Origin of the sequence: Pseudomonas vranovensis DSM 16006 (assembly GCF_000425805.1) — a bacterium.
Classification (GTDB): Bacteria; Pseudomonadota; Gammaproteobacteria; order Pseudomonadales; family Pseudomonadaceae; genus Aquipseudomonas; species Aquipseudomonas vranovensis.
Window position 1 is genome coordinate 183126 of record NZ_AUED01000017.1, and the last position, 25815, is coordinate 208940.

25 protein-coding genes and 3 pseudogenes are annotated in these 25815 nt (G+C 60.6%); 17 read left to right on the top strand and 11 right to left on the bottom strand.

Going from position 1 to position 25815, the window contains the following annotated elements; genetic code table 11:
• Positions 1–38 precede the first annotated feature (38 nt).
• The 5 genes from peaB (at position 39) to H621_RS0114755 (ending at position 5497) form a co-directional block, all read left to right on the top strand.
• Positions 39–1469: a quinohemoprotein amine dehydrogenase maturation protein gene (gene peaB, locus H621_RS0114735; RefSeq protein WP_028944145.1), complete on the top strand. Its 1431-nt coding sequence runs from the start codon at positions 39–41 to the stop codon at positions 1467–1469.
• Between the two features lies 1 nt (position 1470).
• The gene (gene qhpC / locus H621_RS0114740; protein ID WP_028944146.1) at positions 1471–1794 is read left to right on the top strand and encodes a quinohemoprotein amine dehydrogenase subunit gamma; all 324 of its coding nucleotides are present in this window, start codon (positions 1471–1473) and stop codon (positions 1792–1794) included.
• A 29-nt stretch (positions 1795–1823) separates the two neighbouring features.
• A complete protein-coding gene (gene peaD / locus H621_RS0114745) occupies positions 1824–2942 on the top strand; it encodes a quinohemoprotein amine dehydrogenase subunit beta (protein ID WP_028944147.1) in 1119 nt (372 codons plus the stop codon).
• Between the two features lie 258 nt (positions 2943–3200).
• Positions 3201–4808: a tetratricopeptide repeat-containing response regulator gene (locus tag H621_RS0114750; protein ID WP_028944148.1), complete on the top strand. Its 1608-nt coding sequence runs from the start codon at positions 3201–3203 to the stop codon at positions 4806–4808.
• A complete protein-coding gene (locus H621_RS0114755) occupies positions 4805–5497 on the top strand; it encodes a sensor histidine kinase (RefSeq protein WP_028944149.1) in 693 nt (230 codons plus the stop codon). The genes H621_RS0114750 and H621_RS0114755 overlap by 4 nt, the downstream gene beginning before the upstream one ends.
• A 46-nt stretch (positions 5498–5543) precedes the next feature.
• Here H621_RS0114755 and dctM read toward each other — a convergent pair whose 3' ends face one another.
• From dctM to dctP, 3 genes are all read right to left on the bottom strand, one after another.
• A complete protein-coding gene (gene dctM / locus H621_RS0114760) occupies positions 5544–6824 on the bottom strand; it encodes a C4-dicarboxylate TRAP transporter large permease protein DctM (RefSeq protein ID WP_028944150.1) in 1281 nt (426 codons plus the stop codon).
• Positions 6821–7453 carry a TRAP transporter small permease gene (locus H621_RS0114765; RefSeq protein WP_028944151.1) on the bottom strand — a complete coding sequence of 211 codons (633 nt, stop codon included), beginning with the start codon at positions 7451–7453 and terminating at the stop codon, positions 6821–6823. Before H621_RS0114765 ends, dctM begins: the two co-directional genes overlap by 4 nt.
• Before the next feature lie 62 nt (positions 7454–7515).
• Positions 7516–8511 carry a C4-dicarboxylate TRAP substrate-binding protein DctP gene (gene dctP / locus H621_RS0114770; protein WP_028944152.1) on the bottom strand — a complete coding sequence of 332 codons (996 nt, stop codon included), beginning with the start codon at positions 8509–8511 and terminating at the stop codon, positions 7516–7518.
• Positions 8512–8746: 235 nt separating this feature from the next.
• On the opposite strand from dctP, the gene H621_RS0114775 reads away from it, so the two are divergent.
• Positions 8747–9391 carry an MBL fold metallo-hydrolase gene (locus tag H621_RS0114775; RefSeq protein WP_028944153.1) on the top strand — a complete coding sequence of 215 codons (645 nt, stop codon included), beginning with the start codon at positions 8747–8749 and terminating at the stop codon, positions 9389–9391.
• Positions 9392–9487: 96 nt separating this feature from the next.
• Positions 9488–10183: a YiaD family glycine zipper/OmpA-like lipoprotein gene (locus H621_RS0114780; RefSeq protein WP_028944154.1), complete on the top strand. Its 696-nt coding sequence runs from the start codon at positions 9488–9490 to the stop codon at positions 10181–10183.
• A gap of 264 nt (positions 10184–10447) precedes the next feature.
• On the opposite strand, the gene H621_RS0114785 is transcribed toward H621_RS0114780, so the two are convergent.
• The 4 genes and pseudogenes from H621_RS0114785 to H621_RS28960 form a co-directional block, all read right to left on the bottom strand.
• The gene (locus tag H621_RS0114785) at positions 10448–11026 is read right to left on the bottom strand and encodes a hypothetical protein (protein ID WP_028944155.1); all 579 of its coding nucleotides are present in this window, start codon (positions 11024–11026) and stop codon (positions 10448–10450) included.
• Between the two features lie 167 nt (positions 11027–11193).
• The gene (locus H621_RS0114790) at positions 11194–12087 is read right to left on the bottom strand and encodes an acyltransferase (protein ID WP_028944156.1); all 894 of its coding nucleotides are present in this window, start codon (positions 12085–12087) and stop codon (positions 11194–11196) included.
• 2 nt (positions 12088–12089) lie between these two features.
• The gene (pta, locus tag H621_RS0114795; RefSeq protein WP_028944157.1) at positions 12090–14186 is read right to left on the bottom strand and encodes a phosphate acetyltransferase; all 2097 of its coding nucleotides are present in this window, start codon (positions 14184–14186) and stop codon (positions 12090–12092) included.
• A gap of 185 nt (positions 14187–14371) precedes the next feature.
• Positions 14372–14488: pseudogene (locus H621_RS28960) on the bottom strand (DUF3565 domain-containing protein); the annotation flags it as partial.
• Between H621_RS28960 and H621_RS0114800 the strand changes: the two are divergent.
• The 3 genes from H621_RS0114800 to H621_RS0114810 all read left to right on the top strand — a co-directional run bounded on the left by H621_RS0114800 (position 14457) and on the right by H621_RS0114810 (position 16851).
• The gene (locus H621_RS0114800) at positions 14457–14942 is read left to right on the top strand and encodes an FKBP-type peptidyl-prolyl cis-trans isomerase (RefSeq protein ID WP_028944158.1); all 486 of its coding nucleotides are present in this window, start codon (positions 14457–14459) and stop codon (positions 14940–14942) included. The pseudogene H621_RS28960 and the gene H621_RS0114800 overlap by 32 nt on opposite strands.
• A 155-nt stretch (positions 14943–15097) precedes the next feature.
• Complete coding sequence (locus H621_RS0114805) at positions 15098–15580, top strand: glutathione peroxidase (RefSeq protein WP_028944159.1); 483 nt, start codon at positions 15098–15100, stop codon at positions 15578–15580.
• 167 nt (positions 15581–15747) lie between these two features.
• Complete coding sequence (locus H621_RS0114810) at positions 15748–16851, top strand: NADH:flavin oxidoreductase (RefSeq protein ID WP_028944160.1); 1104 nt, start codon at positions 15748–15750, stop codon at positions 16849–16851.
• Here H621_RS0114810 and H621_RS0114815 read toward each other — a convergent pair.
• On the bottom strand, positions 16820–18037 hold the full coding sequence (locus H621_RS0114815) for a glycosyltransferase family 4 protein (RefSeq protein ID WP_028944161.1): 1218 nt from the start codon (positions 18035–18037) through the stop codon (positions 16820–16822). The genes H621_RS0114810 and H621_RS0114815 overlap by 32 nt on opposite strands.
• Before the next feature lie 268 nt (positions 18038–18305).
• Between H621_RS0114815 and H621_RS29260 the strand changes: the two are divergent.
• Positions 18306–18986, top strand: a pseudogene (locus H621_RS29260) (PAS domain-containing protein); the annotation flags it as partial.
• Positions 18987–19121: 135 nt separating this feature from the next.
• Positions 19122–19532, top strand: coding sequence for a methyl-accepting chemotaxis protein (locus tag H621_RS29265; RefSeq protein ID WP_425337423.1), 411 nt, complete (start codon positions 19122–19124; stop codon positions 19530–19532).
• Positions 19533–19556: 24 nt separating this feature from the next.
• Here H621_RS29265 and H621_RS27125 read toward each other — a convergent pair whose 3' ends face one another.
• The gene (locus tag H621_RS27125) at positions 19557–20891 is read right to left on the bottom strand and encodes an amidohydrolase (RefSeq protein ID WP_036989870.1); all 1335 of its coding nucleotides are present in this window, start codon (positions 20889–20891) and stop codon (positions 19557–19559) included.
• A gap of 100 nt (positions 20892–20991) precedes the next feature.
• Between H621_RS27125 and H621_RS0114830 the strand changes: the two genes are divergently transcribed.
• A complete protein-coding gene (locus H621_RS0114830; RefSeq protein WP_028944163.1) occupies positions 20992–21942 on the top strand; it encodes a LysR family transcriptional regulator in 951 nt (316 codons plus the stop codon).
• Positions 21943–22024: 82 nt separating this feature from the next.
• Here the strand turns inward: H621_RS0114830 and H621_RS0114835 are convergent.
• Positions 22025–22219, bottom strand: a pseudogene (locus H621_RS0114835) (EI24 domain-containing protein); the annotation flags it as partial.
• A gap of 684 nt (positions 22220–22903) precedes the next feature.
• On the opposite strand from H621_RS0114835, the gene H621_RS28965 reads away from it, so the two are divergent.
• The 4 genes from H621_RS28965 (at position 22904) to H621_RS28085 (ending at position 25584) form a co-directional block, all read left to right on the top strand.
• Entirely contained in the window at positions 22904–23146 is a 243-nt protein-coding gene (locus tag H621_RS28965) for a hypothetical protein (RefSeq protein WP_028944165.1), read from the top strand.
• A gap of 14 nt (positions 23147–23160) precedes the next feature.
• Positions 23161–23412, top strand: coding sequence for a hypothetical protein (locus H621_RS0114845; RefSeq protein WP_028944166.1), 252 nt, complete (start codon positions 23161–23163; stop codon positions 23410–23412).
• 804 nt (positions 23413–24216) lie between these two features.
• Positions 24217–24468 carry a hypothetical protein gene (locus tag H621_RS0114850; protein WP_028944167.1) on the top strand — a complete coding sequence of 84 codons (252 nt, stop codon included), beginning with the start codon at positions 24217–24219 and terminating at the stop codon, positions 24466–24468.
• A 186-nt stretch (positions 24469–24654) separates the two neighbouring features.
• Positions 24655–25584 (top strand): reverse transcriptase family protein, encoded by a 930-nt coding sequence (locus H621_RS28085; RefSeq protein ID WP_245219072.1) that lies wholly within the window; start codon positions 24655–24657, stop codon positions 25582–25584.
• Here the strand turns inward: H621_RS28085 and H621_RS0114860 are convergent.
• A partial coding sequence (locus tag H621_RS0114860; RefSeq protein ID WP_028944168.1) for an IS3 family transposase occupies positions 25520–25815 on the bottom strand: 296 nt, incomplete at its 5' end. The genes H621_RS28085 and H621_RS0114860 overlap by 65 nt on opposite strands.

Here is a 25815-nt window from a genome sequence, read left to right on the forward strand (position 1 = left end):
TTTGACCAGGCCATGAGCGAGAATTCGAGGAGGTTGCGATGGGCGTTATTCTGAATCTGGTTGAGCGAAACCTGCATGAAGTGCAGGTCGATGCAGCCCGTATGTTGTTCCACATTCCCAGCAGCTCGCTGTTCGCCAGCGATGCCCTGACCGGGGAGATCATCGATGCCTTGCGCCGCGAGGGCTGTTCCAGTGAAGACCTGGTGCAGCGCCTGGGCGCGCGCTTCGATGGCACGCAAGTCAATGAAACCCTGCGTGAGCTGATCGCTTTGGAGCTGGTCAGCGACGGCTCGCCCCTGAGCCCCGAGGTGGCGCTCAAGCGGGTCGAGCGGACCGCGCTCAATACCGTGGTGCTCAACGTCAACACCGGCTGCAACCTCAGTTGCACCTACTGCTACAAGGAAGACCTGGACAAGCCTTCTGCCGGCAAGCGCATGGAGGTCGAGACTGCCGTGGCGTCGGTGGAGATGCTGCTCAAGGAGTCGCCGGACGAGTCGGTCTACACCGTGGTGTTCTTCGGTGGCGAGCCGCTGAGCAACCGCAAGCTGATCGAGTACATGGTCGATTACTGCGAGCAGCGCTTCGGTGAGCTTGGCAAGCGGGTGGAGTTCGTCATGACCACCAACGCCACCCTGCTTACCGAAGAGATCGTCGACTACCTCAATGCCCACCGCTTCGGCTTGTCGGTGAGCATCGACGGGCCCAAGACCGTACACGACCGCAACCGCATTACCGTTGGCGGGCAGGGCACCTATGACGTGGTGCGGCGCAAGGCCGACATGCTGCTGTCACGCTACGACAGCCGTCCGGTAGGGGCGCGGGTGACCCTGACCCGTGGGGTGACCGACGTCGAGACCATCTGGGACCATCTGTTCAATGAAATGGGTTTTGCCGAGGTCGGTTTTGCCCCGGTCACCAGCGGCGATATCAGCACCTACAACCTCAGCGCCGAGGAGCTGATCGAGGTCTTCGCCAACATGAAAGCGCTCGGCCGGCGCTACCTGGAAGCAGCGCTGGAGCATCGCAACATCGGCTTTTCCAACCTGCACCAGCTGATCACCGACATTCACGAAGGCCACAAGAAAGCCCTGCCGTGTGGTGCCGGGCTGAAGATGCTGGCGGTCGACCACAAGGGTGAGTTGAACCTTTGCCATCGCTTTACCGGCTCGCAGTTGCCGACATTCGGCAACGTCCACAGTGGCGTCAAGCAGGTGGAGCTCAACGACTTTCTGTCCCAGCGCCTGGACCGTACCAACACCGGCTGCGACAGCTGCCGTATCCGCAACCTGTGTTCCGGCGGCTGCTACCACGAGAGTTATGCCCGCTATGGCGACCCGGCCCACCCGACCTACCACTATTGCGAACTGATGCGTGACTGGGTGGACTTCGGTATCGAGGTCTACAGCCGGATCATGGCCGTCAACCCGGCGTTCATCAGCCGCTACATCACACCGCGCAAGGTTCACTGACATGAAGCATCTCAAGCCGATCAACAATAAAGCACTCAAGCTCGAACAGGCTGCCGACGAGAACCGCATCGAAGAAGTGTTGGCGATGAACTCGGTGGCAGGTTGCGCCTCGACCACCGACCCGGGCTGGGAAATCGACGCCTTTGGTGGCGTCTCGTCGTTGTGCCAGCCGATGGAGGCCGACCTGTATGGCTGCTCCGACCCTTGCTGGTGGCCGGCCCAGGTGCCGGACATGATGAGCACCTACCCGGACTGGAACAAGGACGCCCAGGCGTCCAACGACAACTGGCGCAACCTGGGCACGGTATTCCCGGACGACAAATGAGCCCCGAGCCCAACAAGAGGGATATTCGCATGCTTCAGATTGCAACCCGCGGCGTGGCCGCGCTGGCCCTGTGTGCCGCCAGTTCCGGTGTCGTCCTTGCCGATGCCGGCAAGGCCCTGAACCCTGGGCAGGAGTACCTGGTCGCCGTCAACTACCCGAACAACCTGCACGTTCTGGAGCTGGCCAGTGACAGCCTGTACAAGACCTGCCCACTGCCCGACGCCTTTGGCCCGGGCACCGTGCAGCTGTCGCCGGACCGGCGTATCGCTTATGTGCTGAACAACCATTACGCCGATATCTATGGCGTCGAGCTGGACAGCTGCAAGCAGGTGTTCCACGCCAGCATTACACAGCTTCCGGGCGAGAAAGCACGTTCGATGTTCTCCTTCACCGTCAGTCACGACGGCAAGGAGATCTACACCGTCGCCAATCCCACGCGCATGCTTAACGACCGCTACGAGGTGCAGCCGCCGCGCCTGGACGTGTACGCCAGCAATGCCGGGCTCGATGCAAAGCCTGTGCGCAGCTTCCCCGCACCGCGCCAGCTGACCATCATGCAGAGCGGCAACGATGGCACGCTGTACGTGGCAGGCGCGGACATCTACAAGGTGGATGTGCAAACCGGCAAGTTCGAGGTGATCATCCCCAGCCGCAACTGGCAACGGCCGTTGTACAGCGCGCCGGATGTGCTCTACATCTGGAACCAGCAGACTTACCGGAACGACTTTTCGCTGCTCTACACCACGGCGAAATTCAAGGATGAAAAACGCGATCCGGCCACGGCCGAGAACCTTTATGGTTTCTTCAATATCGACCTTGCCACCGGCAAGACGCAAACCGTCGACTTCGGTCCACTGACCCAAATCTACTTCAGCGGCATGCGTTCGCCCACTGACCCGAACCTGGTGTATGGCGTGCTCAATCGCCTGGCCAAGTACGACATCAAGGAGAAAAAGCTGCTCAAATCAGCCACGCTCGATCACAGCTACTACTGCATTGCCTTCAACAAGGCCGGCACCAAGATCTACCTCGCCGGCACCTACAACGAAGTAGCGATTTTCGACGCCGACAGCCTGGAGCCCATCGGCAAGATCAAGCTGCCGGGCGGCGACATGGCCATTACCACGGCGCAGATCTTCACCCGTTGAGTGTCACCCTGCGCCGCTGCCTTGCCTGGGGCAGCGGCGCTTTACGATCCACTGGGGTTGAACGAAGATGGCGCAACGCCATCAATCGCCGTACCACTGCCCCGGCTGTCATCCGCCTTTGACAGCGCTCTGGCTCAAGCTATTGCCCTGTGCGGCCGATACTGTGCGAGTACGACGAAAACGTTCGTCCCGCGAAGCCAGCCCAGGATTGCACAGGTCTGTGCATCCTTTTTTTATTTGCCATGTCAGGTCTCATGGATGCAGGTCTACAGCAACAAGAGCTTTCTGATCGTCGATGACTATTCCGACTTCCGCAGTTCGGCCCGCTCGATGCTGCGCGAGTTGGGCGTGCGCGATGTCGACACCGCCGACAGTGGCGAACAGGCCCTGCGCATGTGCGGGCAGAAGCGCTACGACTTCATTCTTCAGGACTTCCACCTGGGCGACGGCAAGAAAAACGGCCAGCAGGTGCTCGAAGACCTGATCCTCGACAAATTGATCAGCCATGAGTGTGTGTTCCTCATGGTCACCGCCGAAAGCAGCCAGGCCATTGTGCTCAGTGCCCTTGAGCATGAGCCGGACGCCTATCTGACGAAGCCCTTCAACCGGATCGGCCTGGCCCAGCGCCTGGAAAAACTGGTGCAGCGCAAGACTCTGCTCAAACCGATCCTGCAGGCCCTGGACCGTGGACGTCCGGCTGAAGTGCTGGCGGCCTGCGCGGCGCTGTGCAAACGTGACCCGCGTTTTGCGCCGCTGTGCCTGCGCTATCGCGCCGACGCACTGCGGGACTTGAACCGCTTTGAAGAGCTGGGCAAGTTTCTCAAGGCCATCATTGCCAGCCGCGCCACGCCCTGGGCCTATGCAGCGTTGGGCAGCATGCTGTTCAAGCGCAACCAGATCGCCCAGGCCCAGGGGGTGTACGAGCAAGCGCTAAAGGCCTTCCCGATGATGCCTGGGCTCTACGACGGCCTCGCCGATGTACTGATGGCGCAGGGTGAAAACAAACGTGCCCAGGGAGTGCTGGAGGAGGCGGTGCGCCTTTCGCCGCTGGCGGTACGCCGGCAGATGATGCTGGGCAAGCTGGCCATGGCCAACCAGGATTTCGAGGCGTCTGCCAAGGCCTATCGGCACGCCGTGAGCCAGGGCAAGACCTCCCGCTACAAGGATCCGGAAAGCAACCTGGGCCTGGTCCAGGCCTTGATGAGCAAGAACGCCGGCAATGGCCTGGATGCTCGCACCCGGGTCGAGATCAACACCGTGCTCAGTGACGTTGCCAAGGAAAACGTCGAGGACCAGGGCCTGCAGGTACGGGCACGCTTGATGAAAGCCGCGAGCCTGCTGCAGGCCGGTGATGCCGAAACCGCTGGCAAGCTGACCGAGCAGGCCTTGGTGCGGCTCGACAAGATGGAGCAGTTTTTCTCGGTGGACGCGGCCCTGGTGGTTGCGGCGCAACTGCAGAAACTCGACCAGCATGGGGCGAGTATCGCGATCCTGAAGAGCTGCGTGGAAACCTACGGCGATGACCCCAAGGTGATGCAGAGCGTATCGCAACTGACCGACGACCCCACGGTGCTCAACGCGATCACCGAAGCCGTCGACGTCAACCGCAAAGGCGTGCGCAGCTACCAGGCCGGTCAACTCGACGAGGCGCTGGGCATGTTCCGTCGCGCCCTGACGCTACAGCCTAAAAACATCAGTATCGCCCTGAACACCGCACAGGCGCTGATGCGCATGGGCGGCGAAACGCCCGGGCCGGCCGTGATGGAAGAGTGCCGTGCCTGCCTGACCTGTGTGGCTGGCATTCCGCCGAGTGACAGCCGCTATGACCGTTACCGCAAACTGCATATCCGAGCGTTTGGCGCATGAACCAGAACGACCAGGGGCTGGACTTTTCCACGGTGATCGCCTCCACCGTACACGACATGAAGAACTCCCTGGCAGCGCTCACCCAGGCCCATAGCCAATGGCTGTCGCGCTTGCCCGAAGGGCAGCGCGAGGGCAGTGAGCAAGGGGTGATGGAGCACGAGTTCACCCACCTCAATGGCATGCTGGTGCAACTGCTGGGGCTGTACAAGCTGGGTGTGAATCAGCTGCCCCTGTGCCCGGACTACCACGAGCTGGACGACTTTATCGAGGCCCAGCTAGCGGCCCAGCAGAACCTGCTGCAGCACCGCGACATACTCGCCACCTGGCGCATCGACACCGCCAGCCCCTTGGGCTTTTTCGACCGTGAGCTGGTCGGCTCGGTGATTGCCAACATCCTCAACAATGCCATTCGCTATGCCGGCCACGCCCTGTTGATCACCGTCAGTGATGAAGGCGAACAACTGGTGCTGAGCATCAACGATGATGGCCCGGGCTTTTCCCAGCACATGCTCGAACGGCAGCAAGACTATGCCCAGGGCATCGATGCGCAAAGTGGCAGCACCGGGTTGGGGCTGTACTTTGCTGCGCGCATTGCAGCGCTGCACGAACGCGACGGCGTGAAGGGGCGGATCGAAATTGCCAATGGCGGGGCGTTGGGAGGCGGGGTGTTCAACCTGTATCTGCCGTGAAATGCTGCAGGGGCAGCACCGAAGACGGCGCCGCCCCTGCAGGACGCTACATGCCCAACATGTTCGGCAATACCAGCGAGATCCACGGTACGTAGGTCACCAGGATCAGGAACAGTACCAGCAACGACAGCCACGGCATGGCTGCCCGCACGGTGGCGGTCAGTGGCATTCCCGTTACCGCCGAGGTGACGAACAGGTTCAGCCCCACCGGCGGTGTGATCAGGCCGATTTCAAGGTTGACCACCATGATGATCCCCAGGTGAATTGGGTCGATACCCAGTTTCATGGCGATCGGGAACAGGATCGGTGCCAGGATCAGGATGATCGCCGATGGCTCCATGAAGGCGCCGGCCACCAGCAGCACGATGTTCACCACCAGCAGGAAGGTCACCGGGGTCAGGCCGGCGTCGATCACCCAGGCGGTAATCTGCTGGGGCAGCTGTTCAGTGGTCAGTACGTGGGCAAAGAGCATGGCGTTGGCGATGATGAACATCAGCATGATGCTCAGCTTGGCCGACTCCAGCAGCACCTTGGGTGCTTCCCGGAAGGTCATGTCCTTGTACACGAACAGTGCAATGAAGGCTGAATACACCGCAGCCACCGCTGCTGCCTCGGTGGGGGTGAACATGCCGCTGTAGATACCGCCGAGGATGATCACCATCAGCAGCAGGCCCCAGACCGCCTTGCGGGCGGCGCTGAGCCATTCCCTGAAAGTGGCGCGAGGCAGGGCGGGCAGGTTCTTCTTCACCGCCACGATGTAGATGGCGATCATCAGGATCAGGCCCAGCATCAGGCCCGGTACCACGCCGGCCATGAACAGCTTTCCCACCGAAGTCTCGGTGGCGGCGGCGTACACCACCATCACGATCGACGGCGGGATCAGGATGCCCAGGGTCCCGGCGTTGCAGATGATGCCAGCGCCGAAGGCCTGTGGATAACCCGAGCGGACCATGCCGGCAATGGCAATCGAACCCACAGCCGCCACCGTCGCCGGGCTTGAGCCGGAGAGCGCCGCGAACAGTACGCACGCCAGTACCGCGGCAATGGCAAGCCCGCCGCGGATATGCCCCACGCAAGTGTTGGCGAAGTCGATCAGGCGCTTGGCCACGCCTCCGGTGGTCATGAACGCGCCGGCCAACAGGAAGAATGGGATCGCCAGCAGGGTGTAGTGCTCGGAGGTCTCGAACAGCTTGATGGCCAGCGAGCGCACCGAGTCCTGACTGAACAGCATGATGGTCAGCGAGCCGGACAGTCCCAGGGAAATGGCAATGGGTACCCCGATGAACATCAATACGAACAGGGTGACGAACAGAAAGAGGATGGTCATTTCTTGTCGTCCTCCTGGTCGGCCAGTTTGAGCGCGTCTGCCGCTTCGTCAGCCAGCCCGAGGCCGGTCTGGCGGTGAGTCAGAATGCGTACGAAGATCTCGGCAAAGCGGATGAACACCAGGGCAAAGCCCACCGGCACGATCAGGCCGATGTGCCATTGCATGATGCCGAAGTGCCCCAGGTCTTCGGCGCCGATGCTGGCGACGAACAAGGTGTGAATCCACTCGAAACTGGCGATGCTCAGGAGGCCCGCGTAACCCAGGCAGCACAGGCAGGCGATCAGGCCGAGCAGGCGTTGGGTGGATTTACTGGTGAGGTTGACCAGCGCATCGACGCCGATATGACCGGCCACGCGCACACCATAGGACAGCCCGAAAAAGATCAGCCAGCCAAACAGCGCCTTGGTCAGGGCGTTGCTCCAGGTCATGGACTGGGCGGCGTCCATCACATGGTCGCCGATGCCATTGAACAGATCGGCGGTAGCGGTCCAGCGTTCGGCCAGGCTGTAGAAGACGGTGTAGAGGTTGTTGAGGATAACGTAGACGAAGGTCACCAGGGTCATGGCGGCCAGGAGGAAGACAATGAAGCCCTCCTCGAAATGTTCCCAGATACGCCGCAAGGCATTCATGCGTATTCTCCGATGCGTGACGGTAGCGGGCGCCGCCTCGTGGGCAGCGCCCGCCTGCGGGCTTACTGCGCCTGGTTGGCCGCCTCGGCCGCCTTGATCAGGTCGGGGCCGATATCACCTTCGAACTTCTTCCACACTGGTTTCATCGCCGTGCGCCATTGTTCCCGTTCCTCGGGCGTCAGGGTGATGATCTCGGTGGTCTTGGCTGCCAGGATGCGTTCCTTGTCGCCCTGGTTCAGCGCCTCGGCTTCCTGGTTCACGTGCTGGGTGACCTCGGTAATGATCTTCTCGAGCTCAGGCTTCACGTCGGCCGGCAGGCCATTCCAGAACTTGGTGTTGGTGATCAGCATGTAGTCGAGCACGCCGTGGTTGGACTCGGTGATGTACTTCTGCACCTCGTGCATCTTCTGGCTGTAGATGTTCGAGTAGGGGTTCTCGGCACCGTTGACCACGCCGGTCTGCAGGCCCTGGTACACCTCGGCGAAACTCATCTTGCGCGGGTTGGCCCGGACCGCCTTGAACTGCTCTTCCAGTACCGCCGAGGCCTGTACGCGGAACTTCAATCCGCGTGCATCGGCGGGTACGCGCAGCGGCTTGTTGGCCGACAGCTGCTTCATGCCGTTGTGCCAATAGGCCAGGCCGGTGATGTTCTTGTCTTCCATCGACTTGAGCAGGGCTTGCCCGTCGGGGCTGAGCTGGAAGCGGTTGACGGCGTCGATGTCGTTGAACAGAAAGGGCAGGTCGAACAGTTGCACCTTCTTGGTGTACTGCTCGAACTTGGCCAGCGACGGCGCGATGATCTGTACGTCGCCCAGCAGCAGCGCTTCCATTTCCTTGCCGTCGCCGAACAGCGACGAGTTCGGGTAGACGTCTACCTTGACCTTGCCGGGCAGGCGTTCTTCCACCAGTTTCTTGAACATGATCGCGCCCTGGCCTTTGGGCGTGGAATCGGCGACGACATGGGAAAACTTGATGGTGATCGGATCGGCTGCTTGTGCCCAGCCAGTAGCGGAAATCGCGAGTGCGCAGACAAGCGCCTTGAGTTTGGGAATAGACATCCAGGTACTTCCTCTTGTTGTTGTGGTGCAGCTGCTCCTTGCGCAGGCGCGCGCAGGCAGGTTTGACCCCAGCAAGTCTAGGCGGCAATTGCAGACTTGCTTTGTGCGAGATCAATGAGACGCGTTGTAAGGCTCGTTGTGCCTGGGTTTCGTCAGACTGGGCTGGTCAGAATGCGAAATTGCGGTTATGAAGGGGGATCGTTTCAGGCATGACCCTCACTTCACTGGATTTCCCATGCACGTTGCACAGCCTCAGCTCATCCGCGAAACCTTCCCCGTCGGCCCTTTGCAGTGCAACTGCACCATCATTGGCGACCCGATCAGCAAAAAGGCCATCGTTGTCGACCCGGGCGGCAACCATGAACAGATCCTTGCCCGCCTGGAGGCCCATGGCCTGAAGCTGGTGAGCATCATTCACACTCATGCGCATCTGGACCACTTCCTGGCCTCGGGCCTGTTGAAGGAGAAGACCGGCGCCACCCTGCACCTGCACAAGGAAGACCAGTTCCTCTGGGACAATCTGGAAATGCAGTGCCAGATGTTCGGCGTGCCCTACACCCCGGTGCCTTCGCCGGATCGCTGGCTGGCCGATGACGAGGAGCTGGCCTGTGGTTGCGGCGTGGCCTTGCACACGCCGGGGCACACGCCAGGGTCGATGAGCTTCTGGTTTGCCGATGCCAAATTGCTGATTGCCGGCGACACGCTGTTCAAGCGCGGAATCGGCCGCACCGATTTGTGGGGCGGCGACCAGGCGACTATCGTTCGCTCGATCAAACAGCGCCTGTACAGCCTCGATGAAGATGCCACGGTGGTGACCGGCCACGGGCCGGATACCCGCCTGGGCGACGAGATGCGCCAGAATCCTTTTGTCCGGGCCTGATTTTTCAGGGAATTTTTCTGATGTTTGCCACTCCAAGGCTGGCACCGATACGTCAATCGGTCCGCTGCACTTTCGAATTACAGTAGGAGCTTGTCCATGTTCACCATGCGTCGTTTGATTATCGTCGCTACCGCTGCCGTCCTGATGACCGGTTGTGCCAGCCCCAACCCGTACGACAGCCAGGGGCAGGCGCAGCAAGGCTCCACCGGGATGAGCAAAACCGCCAAGTATGGCGGCCTGGGTGCATTGGCCGGTGCCATCGCTGGTGCTGCCATCGACCATGACAACCGTGGCAAGGGTGCGCTGATCGGCGCTGCAGCCGTGGGCGCCGCTGCAGCCGGTTACGGCTATTACGCCGACAAGCAGGAAGCTGCCCTGCGCGCGAGCATGGCCAACACTGGCGTTGAAGTTCAGCGTCAGGGTGACCAGATCAAGCTGATCATGCCGGGCAACATCACCTTCGCCACCGACTCGGCGAACATCGCGCCAAGCTTCTACTCGCCGCTGAACAACCTGGCCAACTCCTTCAAGCAGTTCAACCAGAACACCATTGAAGTGGTCGGCTACACCGACAGCACCGGCAGCCGCCAGCACAACATGGACCTGTCCCAGCGTCGTGCCCAGTCGGTCGTGACTTACCTGACCTCCCAGGGTGTGGATGGTAGCCGCGTGACGGCTCGTGGTCTGGGCCCGGACCAACCGATTGCCAGCAACGCCGACGCCAATGGTCGTGCGCAGAATCGTCGCGTAGAGGTCAACCTCAAGCCAATTCCTGGCCAGCAGTACCAGTAAGTACTTGTGACGTGAAAAAGGGGAGCCAGGCTCCCCTTTTTTTATGAGTGGAATGGTGTGGAGTGGGAGCAACTGTCTTGAGCCACGACCGCTGTGCGGTCGATCGCAGGCTGTCGCCAGCGGCTACACCGGCACTCTGTAGCCGCTGCCGAGGAACGAGGTTGCGATCGGCTGCGTAGCGGCCGTATTCCAGGCATCTCCAGTTGTGCTGGATGTAAGGGCCTTTCGCGGGGCAAGCCCGCTCCGACTCATGCGTGGTGGTTTCTAGTGCTTGGTAGTGATCTTCAGCAAGTCGGTGAAGACCATGTCCACCGTCTGCCCGACCTTCAGGTTTTTCATCCGCTCTTGCAGCTGCGGATCTTCAACCTTCACCACCTTCTGCGGGCCGTCAGGCGGCAACAGGGTCACTTCGTGGGTCTTGAGGTCGATCTTGGTAATTTTCGAGGTGACTTTCACCTGACGGAACGCTTCGCCACCGGGGTTGGGGTTTTCTTTGGTGGCACGAATCACTCCGGCCTCCTTGCTCACGCCAGGCTCACCGCCCACCGTGGTGTCCAGGACCGTCGCCACGGAGCGATTGACCTTGATGTTCACCTGGTCCCCAACCTTGAGGTTATGCAAGTCCTTGGCGTTCTCGCTCAACTGGATCGGTACCTGGGAATCATCCGGGCCGGCGACGGTGACGAGACGCTTGTCGACATCGACAGCCAGTACCTTGGTATCCACGATATTTTCACTGGCAATCCCGTTGATCAAAATGTCTTCTGCCTGCACCGTGAAACTGGCTGCAGACAGGAGTGAAGCAAGAGCGATAGCGTGGGTGAAGGTGCGCAGCGGTTTCATAGGCTTACATTCCGTGTGTTGGCTATTGAGAAACTGAAGGTGCGAAATAGCGTGGGGGAGAGCATAGATGCTCGGAGCGAGTTCGGGGGCGGCGGGGCGATTTTCTGTTGATCTGCCTCAAGCCCAGGGGCAAGAAAACTTCCCGCCTGGGCATAGGGCGATAGGCTTCAGTTGCGTTTCAGGCGGTCGAGCAGGGCGTCCTTGTCTTCCCACAACTGGTTGATCCACTGCTGGAAGGCCAGGCGATAGGCTTCATCCTGGTCGTAGTTCTTGCCAAGGAACTCGGGCGGAATCATCACTTCCTCGAACTGCACCACGATGTGCTTCACCCGACCGCACAACAGGTCCCAGAACCCTGGCGCGCCAGACGGGTAGTGGATGGTGACGTTGACGATCGACTGCAACTGTTCGCCCATGGCATCGAGCACAAAGGCGATGCCGCCGGCCTTGGGTTTGAGCAAGTGCCTATAGGGCGACTGCTGCTGGCGGTGCTTGGCCGGGGTGAAGCGGGTGCCTTCGGCAAAGTTGAAGATGGCTGTGGGTTTACCGCGAAACTTGGCGCAGGTGCGTCGGGTGGTTTCCAGGTCTTTGCCGGCCTTCTCAGGGTGCTTGGCCAGGTAGGCCTTGGAGTAGCGTTTCATGAACGGAAAACCGAGGGCCCACCAGGCCAGGCCAATCACCGGCACCCAGATCAGCACTTGCTTGAGGAAGAACTTCAGCGGGCGGATGCGGCGGTTGAGCACGTACTGCAGCACCAGGATGTCGACCCAGCTCTGGTGATTGCTGGTGATCAGGTAGCTGTGCTGGTAGTCCAGCCCGGCCAGGCCTTCGACCTGCCAGCGAGCCTTGCCCAACAGGTTGATCCAGGCGTTGTTGTTGCTGATCCAGGCCTCGTGGATATGCCGCATCAGTTCGTCGGTCACCCGCTGCGCCGCCGTGAACGGCAGGCACAGTTTGAACAGGCTGACGATGAACAACGGGGTACAGCAGACAATGGTGTTGAGCCCCAGCAGCAGCGAGGCGATCACCCCGCGCAGTGGCGCGGGTAGAAGTCCGAGCATGTTCAGCTATCCAGTGAGCGGTTGGCCTGAATCGCGGTCAGGGCAATGGTGTAGACGATATCGTCGACCTGGGCGCCGCGCGGGAGGTCGTTGACCGGTTTGCGCAGGCCTTGCAGCATCGGCCCCAGGCTGACGCAGTCGGCACTGCGTTGCACGGCCTTGTGGGTGGTGTTGCCGGTGTTGAGGTCGGGGAACACGAAGACCGTCGCGCGACCGGCTACCTGGCTATTGGGTGCCAGTTGCCGGGCGATTTCGAGATTGGCCGCGGTGTCGTACTGCAACGGGCCGTCGATCTGCAGGCTGCGTTGGGTTTCCTGGGCCAGTTGGGTGGCTTCGCGGACCTTTTCCACTTCTTCGCCACTGGCCGAATCGCCACTGGAATAGCTGATCATTGCTACCCGTGGAGCGATGCCGAAAGCCTCGGCGGAGTCGGCGCTCTGCAGGGCGATTTCCGCCAGCTCGCTGGCGCTGGGGTGCGGGTTCATGACGCAGTCGCCGTACACCAGCACCTGCTCGGGGAACAGCATGAAGAACACCGACGACACCAGGCTGCAGCCCGGTGCGGTCTTGATCAGTTGCAAGGCCGGGCGGATGGTATTGGCGGTGGAGTGGACGAGCCCGGATACCAGGCCGTCTACCTCATCCAGGGCCAGCATCATGGTGCCGATCACCACTGGGTCTTCCAGTTGCTGTTCGGCCATGGGGGCGTTGAGGCTCTTGCTCTTGCGCAGGCTGACCATCGGTTCTACGTAGCGACCCCGGATCAGGTCGGGGTCGAGGATTTCCAGGCCTTCGGGCAGGCTGATGCCCTGGGCCCGGGCCACCGCCTGGACATCGTCGGGCTTGGCCAGCAGCACGCAGCGGGCGATGCCTCGGGCCTGGCAGATGGCGGCGGCCTGCACGGTCATGGGTTCGGCGCCTTCGGGCAGGACGATGCGTTTATTGGCCTGCTGGGCACGCTGGATCAGTTGGTAGCGGAACACAGCGGGGGACAGGCGCAATTCGCGCGGGGTACCGCAGCGCTGGTGCAGCCAGTCGGCATCCAGGTAGCTGGCAACGAAGTCGGTGATGATTTCCGCACGTTCGCGGTCATCGACCGGGATTTCCTTGTTCAACTGATTCAACTGGTTGGCGGTGTCGTAGGAGCCGGTGCTCACCGACAGAATCGGCAGGCCGGCCAGCAGCGCGCCCTGGCACAGTTCGAGGATGCGTGGGTCGGGCTTGCTGTCGCTGGTCAGCAGCAGGCCGGCCAGCGGCACGCCATTGATGGCGGCCAGGCTTACCGCAAGGATGATGTCGTCGCGGTCGCCCGGGGTTACCACCAGGGTACCGGGCTTGAGCAGTGGCACGGTGTTGGCCACGGTGCGCGCGCAGATGATGATCTTGTTCATCCGCCGCTGCTCGTAGTCACCGGCGTTGAGCACCTGGGCGCCCAGCAGCTCGGCCACATCGCGGGTGCGCGGGGCGTTGAGGTCGGCCTGGTAGGGAATGCAGCCGAGCAGGCGGAACTCCCCGCCGCGCAGCAGGGGCGAGTGCTCCTTCAGGCGTTCGGCGAAGGCGTCCATGCTCTCGTCGGTGCGGACCTTGTTGAGGATCACGCCGAGCACTTTCGGGTCTTTCGGCCCGCCAAACAATTGTGCCTGCAGCTCCACCCGGCCAGACAACTCGGTGAGCACTTCGTTTTCCGGCGCCGAGACCAGGATCACCTCGGCATCCAGGCTCTTGGCCAGGTGCAGGTTGACGCGTGCGGCGTAACTGGCGTGACGGGTCGGGACCATGCCTTCGACCACGACCACGTCCTTGCCCATGCAGGCTTGCTGGTACAGGGTGATGATTTCTTCGAGCAGCTCATCGAGCTGGCCATCGCCGAGCATGCGCTCGACATGGGCCAGGCTCAGCGGCTGCGGCGGCTTGAGGCCGTGGGTGCGGGCCACCAGTTCCGTGGAGCGTTCAGGGCCGGTGTCGCCGGGGTGCGGTTGGGCGATGGGCTTGAAAAAGCCGACTTTCAGCCCGGCGCGTTCCAGGGTGCGAACCAGGCCCAGGCTGATGGAGGTCAGGCCGACACCAAAGTCAGTCGGCGCGATGAAAAATGTCTGCATGCGAGCTTCTCGAAGTGAGCTGTGCAAAAGATTCAATTGCCAAGGGTATCGCTTCTGTAGCCGCTGCCGCCAGGCTGCAATCGACCGCGAAGCGGTCGTAGACGTTCACTGGCGACTGCGTTGCAGTCGATTGCAGCCTGGCGGCAGCGGCTACGACCCTGGCTGCGTTGCCGGGGGGAGCGGGCCCGTTTGTCCGGGTTGCGTTCGCTTTCAGGCGATGCGTTGGTTACACTTGTGCGCTCTACATTCTTATGCAAAAGGTCTCGCCCCATGCTGATCGCCGCCAACAAGGCTGTCTCCATCGACTATACCCTGACCAACGACGCTGGTGAGGTCATCGACAGCTCCGCCGGCGGCGCTCCGCTGGTCTACCTGCATGGCGCAGGCAACATCATTCCAGGCCTGGAAAAAGCCCTGGAAGGCAAAACCGCCGGTGACGAGCTGGAAGTTGCCATCGAGCCGGAAGACGCCTACGGCGAATACCTGGCCGAGCTGGTCAGCACCCTGAACCGCAGCATGTTCGAAGGCGTCGACCAACTTGAAGTGGGCATGCAGTTCCACGCTTCCGCTCCCGATGGCCAGATGCAGATCGTGACCATCCGTGACCTGGACGGCGACGACGTGACCGTCGATGGCAACCACCCACTGGCTGGCCAGCGCCTGAACTTCAAGGTCAAGGTCGTCAACATCCGTGACGCCAGCGAAGAAGAAGTAGCCCATGGCCACGTCCATGGCGAAGGTGGCCATCACCACTGATTTTCTGCGCTAAGCTCAGAGAGTCGCGAAGGCGCCCGGGCAAGTCCGTCGCACTCCAGCAGGGGAAGACGGCTTGGCAGGGCGCTTTTTTAATGGGCTGGTGTTACTGATTGCAGCCCGCAGCGGCAACCGGGACCTGGAAAGGGGAGTACCTCATGAGTGCATTTCACGACCTGAAGTTGCAGGCGCTCAATGGCCAGGAGTTGCCTCTTGCGCCATTCAAGGGCCAGGTGGTGCTGGTGGTCAATGTCGCCTCCAAGTGTGGCCTGACCCCGCAGTACGCAGCACTGGAAAACCTTTATCAGCAATACAAAGGACAAGGCTTCAGCGTCCTGGGCCTGCCGTGCAACCAGTTTGCCGGCCAGGAACCGGGCAGCGAGAGCGAGATCGCCGAGTTTTGCAGCCTGAACTACGGGGTGAGTTTCCCCCTGGGCAGCAAGCTCGAAGTCAACGGGGCGCAGCGGCATTCGCTGTACCGCTTGTTGGCAGGCGAAGGGGCGGAGTTCCCCGGCGACATCACCTGGAATTTCGAAAAATTCCTGGTGGGCAAGGATGGCCGTGTATTGGCGCGTTTCTCGCCACGTACCGCGCCCGATGATGCAACTGTCGTGCAGGCCATCGAAAAAGCCCTGGCCTGATTGGCCCTGTCGCGGGGCAAGGCCGCTCCCACAGCACCTGTAGGAGCGGCGGTGCGACGTTTCGCCTTGCCCCGCGATTGCCGTCAAATCACTCCCATCAATAGTGCTGGGCCAGCCCAACTTCTCCCCCTATCCTCAGGCGCATTCCCACCCCATTGGAGCGCCGCATGTCCGCCACCGCACTGTTTACTCCCGTCCAATTGGGCGCCCTCGAGCTGGCAAGCCGTGTGGTCATGGCACCGATGACACGTACCTTCTGCCCGGGCGGCGTACCCCACGCCCAAGTGGTCGAGTACTACCGTCGCCGTGCTGCTGCAGGCGTTGGCCTGATCATCACCGAGGGCACCACCGTCGGCCACAAGGCCGCCAACGGCTACCCGAACGTGCCGCGCTTCTACGGTGAAGATGCCCTGGCTGGCTGGAAAAAGGTCGTGGAGGCAGTACACGCCGAGGGCGGCCGGATCGTTCCGCAGCTCTGGCACGTGGGCAGTGTGCGCCGCCTGGGCGTGGAGCCGGACGCCAGCGTGCCGGGGCATGGCCCAAGCGAGAAGGTAAAAGACGGCCAGGTGCTGGTCCATGGCATGAGCCAGGACGACATCCGCGAGGTCATCGAAGCCTTCGCCCAGGCCGCCCGCGACGCCCAGGCCATTGGCATGGACGGTGTCGAGATCCACGGCGCCCATGGCTACCTGATCGACCAGTTCTTCTGGGCGGCGAGCAACCAGCGCACTGATGAATACGGTGGCGACCTGGCCGCGCGTTCGCGGTTTGCCATCGAGTTGATCCAGGCCGTGCGCGCCGCCGTGGGCCCGGATTTCCCGATCATCTTCCGCTTCTCGCAGTGGAAGCAGCAGGACTACACCGCACGCCTGGTCGAAAGCGCCGAGGCGCTGGGGGCGTTCCTGCAGCCGCTGAGTGAGGCCGGCGTGGATATCTTCCACTGCTCCACCCGTCGCTTCTGGGAACCGGAGTTCCCCGGCTCGGACCTGAACCTGGCGGGCTGGACCCGCCAGCTCACCGGCAAACCGACCATTACTGTCGGTAGCGTGGGCCTGGATGGCGAGTTCCTGCAATTCATGGTCGCCACCGACAAGGTGGCGCAACCGGCCAGCCTGGAAAACCTGCTGACCCGGCTGGACAACGACGAGTTCGATCTGGTGGCCGTGGGCCGCGCACTGCTGGTGGACCCGGACTGGGCCGCCAAGGTCCGCGATGGCCGCGAGCAGGATATTCTGCCGTTCAGCCGCGAGGCGCTGACGACCCTGGTTTGATCGCCAGTGTTGCTGCAGGCTGGGGCGTGATTGCGCCTTGGCCCTGGCGGCAGGCGGCGCTCAAGAGGCTTTCAAACTGCTCGACAATCGCTGGCCAGCACTGACGACTGGCGTGTTGGCGGGCATTGAGGCGTACCCGGCGCAAGGTTTCCGGGTCTTCCAGCAGCCAGTTGCAGGCATCGATAAAAGCGTCGGTATCACCCGGCATGGCCAGCGCGCCGCTATGGCCATGGCGGATATGCTGGGCTGCGGCAGCTTGGTCGTAGGCCACCACGCCAAGGCCCGAGGCCAGGGCTTCGAGCACCACATTGCCGAAGGTTTCGGTGAGGCTGGGGAACAGGAAGATATCCCCCGAGGCGTAGTGTTCGGCCAGCGCGTCGCCGCGTTGGGCACCGCAGAACACGGCGTCGGGCAGTTGTTGCTCCAGGGTGCTGCGCTGCGGGCCGTCACCCACCACGATCAACTTGATGTGCTGCTGTGGATAGTTGCGCCGTGCAGCGTCCAGGCATTGCTGCAGCACCCCGAGGTTCTTCTCCGGGGCCAGGCGTCCGACATGGATCAGGGCGATGTCATCGCTGCCCAGTCCCCACTGTGTTCGCAACGCCTCACGGCGCCTGCCCGGGTTGAACAGCTGGCTGTCGACACCTCGGGCCATCAGGGTCAGGTTGTCAAACCCGCGGCGTTCCAGCTCCAGGCGCTGGCTCAGGCTGGGCACCAGGGTGGTGTGGGTGCGGTGGTGGAACCAGCGCAGGTAGTGCGTCAGCAGCCGGGCCAGCAGGCCCAGGCCGTATTCGCTGGAATACTGGTGGAAGTTGGTGTGAAAGCCACTGACCACGGCAATGCCCAGGCGCCGCGCCGCACGCAAGGCGCTCAAGCCCAGCGGGCCTTCGGTGGCGATATACAGCACATCGGGACGGTGCCGGCGCCAGCGGCGGATCAGCTTGTGCATCGACACCTGGCCCCATTGCAGCCCTGGGTAGCCGGGCAACGGCCAGCCGCGGCACAGTAGCTGCAAGTCATCGCCAGGCCCGGCGGGATCACCGCCCTGGCGCGGGCGCACCAGCTCGACCTGATGGCCACGCTGGCGCAAGCCTTCGCTCAGCCGACCAAGGGTATTGGCCACGCCGTTGATCTCCGGTGGGAAGGTTTCGCTGATCAGGGTGACATGCAGGGGCGGTGTGCTCATGAATACCAGTTTGCGCGGCCTCGATTGCGTCGCCATGAAACATTTGTGACGGATACGTGACGCCCGATTTCCGGCGCTTTGGCCTGCAAAATATTTCCCACGCGGGCACTCAAGATTGTTGCGCAATCAGCCGATGCAGACTCATCCGGATGACCGATTTCGCTCCAGGAGAGCGTTGATGTTCAACAGCAAACTGAAAAAAGAAAACCTGCAGCTGCGTGAAGACCTGCTGTCCATCGAGCAGGTCAAAAGCAGCCTCGACAGCGAGATGCTGGTCCTGCAACTCGACCCTCAGGGACGGATCGAGTCGGTCAACGGCAATTTCGAGAAAGAAATGCTGTACAGCAGCCATCAGTTGCTCGGTCGAAACATCGAAGAGATCATACCGGCGCACGTCAAGCAGCTGGATTTCTACCAGCGCATGCGCAATGCCATTACCCGTGGCGAACACCTGAACGGCGCCTTCCGCCTGTTGCGCGGCAACGGTGAAGAGGCCTGGTTGCGTTCGATCCTGCAGCCGGTGAAAAGCAGCGATGGGCGGCTCAAATATTTCACGCTGCACTCCAGTGACCTGACCCGCACCATCGAGACCTCCCGCGAGCACGAAAGCCTGATCAAGGCGCTTATGCGCTCTACTGCGGTCATCGAGTTCAACCTGCAAGGTGAAGTGCTGACCGCCAACGACCGCTTCCTGCAGACCATGGGCTACCGCCTGGAGCAGGTGGTAGGCAAGCACCACCGTATGTTCTGCGAGCCGAATGAGTACAACTCCAAGGCGTATCAGGCGTTCTGGGACCAGTTGCGCCGGGGGGAGTTCATTGCCGAGCGCTTCAAGCGGATGGACGCCCACGGGCGGGTGGTCTGGCTGGAGGCGTCGTATAACCCGATCATCGATGCCCACGACGTGCTCTACAAAGTGGTCAAGTTCGCTACCGTCATCACAGAGCAGGTCAACCAGGAAATCGCCGTGGCCGAGGCAGCGGATATCGCCTACAGCACCTCGGTCGAGACCGACGCCAGCGCTCGCAAGGCCACCGACGTAGTGACCCAGACCGTCGAGGTGATGCGGGGTCTTGAAGCCTGCATGCAAGAGGCCGCCAACGGTATCGAAGCGCTGGACAAGCAGTCCCAGGTCATTGGCTCGATCATCAAGACTATCAGCGACATTGCCGGGCAGACCAATCTGCTGGCGCTCAACGCGGCGATCGAGGCGGCTCGCGCCGGTGAGCAGGGCCGCGGCTTTGCCGTGGTTGCCGACGAAGTGCGGCAACTGGCATCACGCACCAGTACCGCCACCGAGGAGATTGCCCGGGTGGTTCAGCAGAACGAGCAGTTGGCCAAGGCGGCAGTGGATATCATCGACAGCAGCAAGCGCCAGGCCGAACAGGGCCTTAGCCTGGCCGGGCAGACCGGCACGGTGATTGTCGAGATTCAGGACGGGGCCAAGAAAGTGGTCAATGCGGTGGGGCAGTTCTCCAGCCAGCTGTCGGGCTGATGAACGCCGACCACCGCGGGTGCCTCAGCGTGGTTGATTGAAGAACGCCGTGAGCGTCGCGGTGACCGCGCGTGCGCCTGTCGCAATGGCCGGCAGTTCGACGACAAAGCCTGGGGTGTGGTTCATCGCTGCCGGCAGTTGCTTTTTCTCGACCATGTTCTTGTAGACGTCGGGTTTGCCCGAGCCCACTTCAAGGAACAGCACTTTGGTGTCGGGGTAAGGGCTGGCGAGCATGTGGAAGTCCTCCGAGCCCATCAGCGGCGGCACGCCCGGCAACACCTTGTCGGCACCCAGTTGCTGCACCAGAGCGGCCTGGGCCACTTCGGTCTGCTCCTTGCCGTTGAACACCGGGGTGGCATAACCCTTCATGGTGTACTGAGCCTGGTAGTCGGGCGGCATGTCATTCATGACCAACACACCACGGGTGACCGCCTTGATCCCGGCGATCATTCGTTCACGCACCTTTTCGTCGTACCAGCGCAAATTGAGCTTGAGCGTGGCGCTGACCGGGATGATGTTGTTGTTTACCCCGGCCTGGAAGGCACCGACCGTGAGCACGGCAGGCTTTGACTGGTCGAGCATGCGGCTGATGATGGTCTGGTAGCCCATGACCGCCATGGCGCCCATCACCACCGGGTCCTTGGTGACGTGAGGCGTGGAGCCGTGGCCACCGACACCGGGCAGCACCACGTCGATCTGGTCGGTACCGGCCAGGCGCGGCCCTTCGCGAAGGCCGACGCTGTCGGCCGGGTACACCGGTGACACATGGGCCGCCACCAGCACATCGGGTTTGGGCGCAAAGTCATAAAGCCCGTTGTTGACCATGGCGGAGGCGCCTTCGAGCAGCTCCTCGGCCGGTTGCGCTACCAGCACCAGCGTGCCGGACCACTGATCCTTGAGCTGGACCATGACCTTGGCCACTTCCATCAACCAGGTGGTGTGGGCGTCGTGACCGCAGGCGTGCATCACCGGCTGAGCGGGGTTGTCGAGCCAGGGGGTGACTTTGCTGCTCTGGTAGGGCAGGCCGGTCGCTTCCTTGATTGGCAGGGCATCCATGTCGGCGCGGTACATTACCACCGGTCCCGGGCCATTGCGCAAAATGCCGACCACGCCCGTGGTGCCGATGGCGCTCTTGACCTCAAAACCCTGGGCTTTGAGAGCCTTGGCGACCTGGGCAGCGGTTTCTTTCTCCTGGAAGGCCAGTTCGGGATTGCGGTGCAGTTGCTTGAACTGCTCGATCATCTGCGGTTCGTCCTGTTTGACCAGGGTGTCGATGCGCGTGTTCAGGTCGGTGGCGTGTGCCGAAAAGGCGGCGACGCAGGCAAGGGCAAGCAGGCTCTGCTGGGGACGCGAGGGCATGGCGTAATTCCTTGTACTTGTAGGATTTGTTGCGAGGCCGGGTAAGTCTGTGTATCTATGCCTGGTGCGTCCAATGCAAAAGTAGGTGGGGATTAATGCAGTGGCTGACTCAATCGATGTGAAGCGAATCCGCCATCTGGTGCTGCTCAGTGAAGAGCTGCACTTCTCCCGGGCGGCGGAGCGCGCCAACCTTTCGCAGACCGCATTCAGCCGCAGTATCCAGACGCTGGAGGCTGATCTAGGGGTGCGTTTGTTCGATCGCGACACCCGTTCCGTCACGCTCACCGCTGCCGGGCGTCAGTTGCTGGCCCGGGGCCGGGAGTTGCTGGGCAGTGCCGGACGGTTGGTCGCCGAGGCTAACCACATTGCCAAGGCCGACGGTGGGGAGCTGAAGTTCGGTGCGGGCATGATGGCGGCCAATCTGTACCTGGCCGATACCCTGACGACACTGCGCAGGCGCATTCCGAAGCTCATGATGAAGGTCGAAGTCAATCACTGGCATCACCTGATCCACCAGTTGGAGCAGGAGCAGATCGAGTTCTTTGTTGCCTATACCTGCGACCCCGGACGTCTGTCCGACCCCCGTTTTGCAATCACACTGTTGCCGGCCAAACCCACCTCGATTTTCTGCCGCGGCGATCACCCACTGGTACAGCAGCAGGCACCGGTGACCCGCGAGCAACTGCTGGACTATCCGTGGAGTTCAGTGTTGTTTGACGAGGTGGCGCCCGCGCGGTTGCGTGACTTGCTGGATTTGCCCGAAGGGACGAGCGCGCCGTTGGCACTGGGCTGTAATGACTTGCAGTTGCTGCGCAGCACAACCCTGGGCAGTGACTCGTTGCTGTTCACCTGGCGCGCCTGGCTCGAAGATGACCTGCGCAGCGGCGCGCTCCGTGATGTGGGGGCCTTGCTGCAGCCGGGGTTTCCCGGGGGTGGCTGCAACATTGCCAGTGCGATTGTCTGCCATGCCGGGCGGACCTTGTCGCCGATCGCACGCCAGGCCATCGAGCTGATTAGCGCAAGCGCAGGCTTGCCCCTGCCCCCTGGATGAGCGGCTACGGGTTGCAGGTCAGGCCTCTGTAGCCGCTGGCGATAGCCTGCGATCGACCGCGCAGCGGTCGTGGTTCTCGCGGTTATGTGCGTTCGCGCACCCAGAACAGCGTAGCGCCGGCCACGGCCGCCGGCATCATCAGGATATTGACGAAGGGGATCATCAGCGCCAGGTAGGTGATGCCGCCAAAGCCCAGGCTCTGCCAGCGCTTTTCGCGCAGCCAGGCAAGCATGTCCTGCCAGCTCATCTTGTGGTTGTCGGCCGGGTAGTCGATGTACAGCAAAAGCCAGGTACATCGTCTGCAAACCGCGTAAATCAAGGCCCTTTCCCAAGGGTTTGATCGGGAAATGTATCAGCTAGGTGGATGTCCTGAGAAGGGGCAGAGCGCTCTCTAGATCACTTGACCTAGCTCTGGTTACGGACGATGAAGAGCCGTCCGACCTTATGATCGTCGTCAGGCAGTGGGGCATTTCAGGAGGGGAACGGCGTGAAGAATCATCGCGCCACAATCACAGGCTTTTTGTGCAAGGGTCCGCGCCTGAAAAAAACTGCTTGGGAGTGGCAAGGTGCAGAAAAATACCGCAAACCACTTGGCACAAGGCTTAGAGCGAATGCCCACCATTCACTCACAAAGTACGCACAAGTTATCCACAGGCGCTCGCCTTGCAAAGACCCCAATACCGCATTATCTTGTATCCCGAACACGGAGAAGGCACTACATATAGTGCTCGTGTCAGCTGCTGACCTCGAATGAGGTAGGTAGAAGTGTCTGCGAGTAGTTGCGTTCTAAGTTGTAGGAGACCGAAGCGCAACCACTCGCACCATCCGAAGCCGACAGTAGTTCTGAAAGCCCCGGGGGGACTGCATTGGGCCAAAGTTTGACGACTCCGTCAACCGCTGGCTGCTGAGCGGCAATCCCTCTAGGGCTGGTAAACCATTCAACCTTAGAGAGATAAATCTTATGAACACCAAGCAATCCTCCGCAAACGCCGCCACTCTGGCCTCGGAAACCCTCCGCGACCCAGCCGCATCAGCTATTGCGAAAAGCCTCGCAGCATCCGTCCTCTCGCAATCGTCTTCGTCCAAAGAGACGGGTAAGGCCATGGAGGCTAGAGCGTCTCAGGTACTCCAGTCTGAGAAGTACAGCGAGGTAACCAAAAGCCTCGCTGGCTCCGTCCTTTCTCAGTCTAACAAGAAGCGCTAAGGGGAGACGCAATCATGGCCCTGTACTTCATTGAATACGACCTGCGAAAGCAGCGGAACTACCAAGCCTTGTACGATGAGCTGGCCAGCTTCGGAGCTGTGCGTGTTCTCGAGTCGATGTGGTGCTTTAAACGCGTCAACACGACCACCGTCAATCTTCGTGATCACTTCAAGCGTTTTATCGATAGTGACGATGGGATCATCCTCTCTGAGGTATCGGATTGGGCGAGTTACGGCACTCAAAGAAGCCCGAAAGATCTCAAGTAGACGCGATGACGCGAGCACTGAACATCGGTGCTCGCTTCGTGACTTGTACCCTTCCCATTGCGCGCAGCTGAAAGGATCACACTGAGTGGGACATCTTTTAGCTGGCAGGAATAACTTCCCTAGTTTCTATCCGAACGATCAAGAACCCCACTCGCCACCTCATTGGAAGCGCTAGGAATCCGTAAATAAGTTGAGGTGGCTGGTGGGGCCGCCTCGATTTTGTAAGTCCTTAATTCCAAAGGACTTTTCTCGCGAAAAAAATCTCGAAGTGGATCAGTGCCGTAGTACACCTTAGTGGTGCACTGTGCTCTGCATTCTAGGCTGGTGAAGCCCTCTCTCCAAGCCTTGTTACATTTAGTGGCACATTGGCATTGCTTCATGTTCTATCGGAGGGTATAAAGAAATCGCTGGGCGTACCGTCCAGGTGCTCTTTAAACATGGTTAGATTCTCTGGGCTTGCAGTTGGTGGTTGGGAAACCGACCAGCTTTGATGTTCGTCAAGGCTACCTCTCCGCACGACCCGTCACTGTGCGCTATTGATCGCGTCACCGCTAAACGTCACGCTCCTCACGTCCCCTACGGTTTCGACCATTCCGGTGATGCTGGGCAGCGCTAACGTGATGCTGTGCGTTGAGTCTTTACGGCGAAGCTCTTCACGGTGACGAGATGTGGCGGCGACGGCTTTTCGATCTTGATAAATCAAGATCGAAAAGCAGAACTGTGGTTTGTAGTGGTGTCTTGGTAGTTCCATTCGGCCCGGAATGCTTTGGCGGCGGCAATTTCGCCGGTCAAGGAGCTACAACCATGTTGCGATTGAAGAAGGCGGCTGGTCCTCGGACTAAGCTGCAAAAGCACGATAACCAAGACACCCGCGTTACAGTCGATGGCAAGGAATCAAAGAAGGAAGGGGGGAAAGGCAATCGTATAAAGCGCCTTCGTGACGTAGTGAAGGAACTTGTGATTCGCCAAGCACTTCTGGATCTCTGGGACAACAAGCTTGAGTACTGGGAGTATGCCTGTGATGCTATGGACAAACTCCTTGGGTTGATCTCATGACGCAACAAATCACATCATTCGAATTCTGAAGGGCCGATCTACGTATCGGCCCTTCTTCATTTCAGGGTTTGGAATATGGACGCTCCGACGTACCCCTTCAGGCCAATTCATAGTGTAAAGGCATTAGCCCTAGCGCTTGGCGAGAGCGAGCAACTGCTTGAAAGGCTTGCCGCCAGAGCTGACCGAATGTACCGCCATGTGCCCCAAGAGAAGAAAGTCAAGCCAGGTCAACCGCGCGAGACGCGAGACACCTACGATGCCCACGAGCCCCTCAAGAGGGTGCAACGTAAAGTCGTAGACAGACTGTTATCAAAAGCGATTTTCCCTGCTTACCTCCATGGTGGGATCAAGGATCGTCAGTCTCCGAGAAGCATCCATAGTAATGCCGCTGTGCATGCAGGATCAAAGTACCTCGTTCTTCAGGACATCCAGAACTTCTACCCGTCTATATCGATACGGCAGGTTGATGCCTTATTTCGTCAGCTGTTCGGATTCGGCACGTCTGTAGCAACCTTGCTTTCGTCAATATGCACACGTGAGGGTAGTACTCCGCAGGGCGCTAGCACCAGCGGCTACATTGCCAATTTGTTGTTCTGGGACGTCGAGCCCAAGATAGTTAAAGACCTCATGGGGCGCGGCTTTCAGTACTCTCGATTTGCTGACGACATCACTGTTTCTTGTCGCCATGAGCCGTCATCTAATGAGCTATCCGACATCGTTTCAACCATCACTGGGATGCTGGCCTCCAAAGGGTGTCGCCAGAAGCGTGCGAAGCTTCATATACGTGTTCGTGGTCAGGGCATCAAAGCTGATGACGCAACCTTCCAACCGGTTACGGTGACCGGATTGAGTGTGTTCAATCCTACGCCAGGGCTGACTAAATCGGAGCGTAAATGTATACGCTCAGCAGTGCGGGAGTTTGAGCTAATGAGCGAGGCCGGTAGTGGTTGGCTCGATCTTGAACCGTTCTACGACCGTGCGATGGGGCGGGTGGGGAGACTCATAGCGTGCGGCCATTCAGATGGCAAAGCATTGAATCGCCCCGGGTTTTCTAGACACTCTCCAGGCTCGCTGTGTAACGCTTTTCAAACTCTACCGGTGACAACTGATTGTTGAAACCATGACGTCGTTTTGGGTTGTAAAACATTTCGATGTAATCGAACACATCACCACGAGCATCCTGGCGTGTGGTGTAGATTTTCCGCTTGATCCGTTCCCGCTTTAACAACTGGAAAAAGCTCTCCGCTACGGCGTTGTCGTGGCAGTTGCCTCGACGACTCATGCTGGCAACCAGGTTGTTAGCCTTCAAGAAGCTTCGCCAGTCTGAGCTGCTGTACTGGCGGCCCT

Bases quoted from the DNA above. Each gene is read 5' to 3' on its own strand.
- peaB (WP_028944145.1), top strand. From the start codon at position 39: ATGGGCGTTATTCTGAATCTGGTTGAGCGAAACCTGCATGAAGTGCAG.
- qhpC (WP_028944146.1), top strand. From the start codon at position 1,471: ATGAAGCATCTCAAGCCGATCAACAATAAAGCACTCAAGCTCGAACAG.
- peaD (WP_028944147.1), top strand. From the start codon at position 1,824: ATGCTTCAGATTGCAACCCGCGGCGTGGCCGCGCTGGCCCTGTGTGCC.
- H621_RS0114750 (WP_028944148.1), top strand. From the start codon at position 3,201: ATGCAGGTCTACAGCAACAAGAGCTTTCTGATCGTCGATGACTATTCC.
- H621_RS0114755 (WP_028944149.1), top strand. From the start codon at position 4,805: ATGAACCAGAACGACCAGGGGCTGGACTTTTCCACGGTGATCGCCTCC.
- dctM (WP_028944150.1), bottom strand. From the start codon at position 6,824: ATGACCATCCTCTTTCTGTTCGTCACCCTGTTCGTATTGATGTTCATC.
- H621_RS0114765 (WP_028944151.1), bottom strand. From the start codon at position 7,453: ATGAATGCCTTGCGGCGTATCTGGGAACATTTCGAGGAGGGCTTCATT.
- dctP (WP_028944152.1), bottom strand. From the start codon at position 8,511: ATGTCTATTCCCAAACTCAAGGCGCTTGTCTGCGCACTCGCGATTTCC.
- H621_RS0114775 (WP_028944153.1), top strand. From the start codon at position 8,747: ATGCACGTTGCACAGCCTCAGCTCATCCGCGAAACCTTCCCCGTCGGC.
- H621_RS0114780 (WP_028944154.1), top strand. From the start codon at position 9,488: ATGTTCACCATGCGTCGTTTGATTATCGTCGCTACCGCTGCCGTCCTG.
- H621_RS0114785 (WP_028944155.1), bottom strand. From the start codon at position 11,026: ATGAAACCGCTGCGCACCTTCACCCACGCTATCGCTCTTGCTTCACTC.
- H621_RS0114790 (WP_028944156.1), bottom strand. From the start codon at position 12,087: ATGCTCGGACTTCTACCCGCGCCACTGCGCGGGGTGATCGCCTCGCTG.
- pta (WP_028944157.1), bottom strand. From the start codon at position 14,186: ATGCAGACATTTTTCATCGCGCCGACTGACTTTGGTGTCGGCCTGACC.
- H621_RS0114800 (WP_028944158.1), top strand. From the start codon at position 14,457: ATGCTGATCGCCGCCAACAAGGCTGTCTCCATCGACTATACCCTGACC.
- H621_RS0114805 (WP_028944159.1), top strand. From the start codon at position 15,098: ATGAGTGCATTTCACGACCTGAAGTTGCAGGCGCTCAATGGCCAGGAG.
- H621_RS0114810 (WP_028944160.1), top strand. From the start codon at position 15,748: ATGTCCGCCACCGCACTGTTTACTCCCGTCCAATTGGGCGCCCTCGAG.
- H621_RS0114815 (WP_028944161.1), bottom strand. From the start codon at position 18,037: ATGAGCACACCGCCCCTGCATGTCACCCTGATCAGCGAAACCTTCCCA.
- H621_RS29265 (WP_425337423.1), top strand. From the start codon at position 19,122: ATGCAAGAGGCCGCCAACGGTATCGAAGCGCTGGACAAGCAGTCCCAG.
- H621_RS27125 (WP_036989870.1), bottom strand. From the start codon at position 20,891: ATGCCCTCGCGTCCCCAGCAGAGCCTGCTTGCCCTTGCCTGCGTCGCC.
- H621_RS28965 (WP_028944165.1), top strand. From the start codon at position 22,904: ATGAACACCAAGCAATCCTCCGCAAACGCCGCCACTCTGGCCTCGGAA.
- H621_RS0114845 (WP_028944166.1), top strand. From the start codon at position 23,161: ATGGCCCTGTACTTCATTGAATACGACCTGCGAAAGCAGCGGAACTAC.
- H621_RS0114850 (WP_028944167.1), top strand. From the start codon at position 24,217: ATGTTGCGATTGAAGAAGGCGGCTGGTCCTCGGACTAAGCTGCAAAAG.
- H621_RS28085 (WP_245219072.1), top strand. From the start codon at position 24,655: ATGTACCGCCATGTGCCCCAAGAGAAGAAAGTCAAGCCAGGTCAACCG.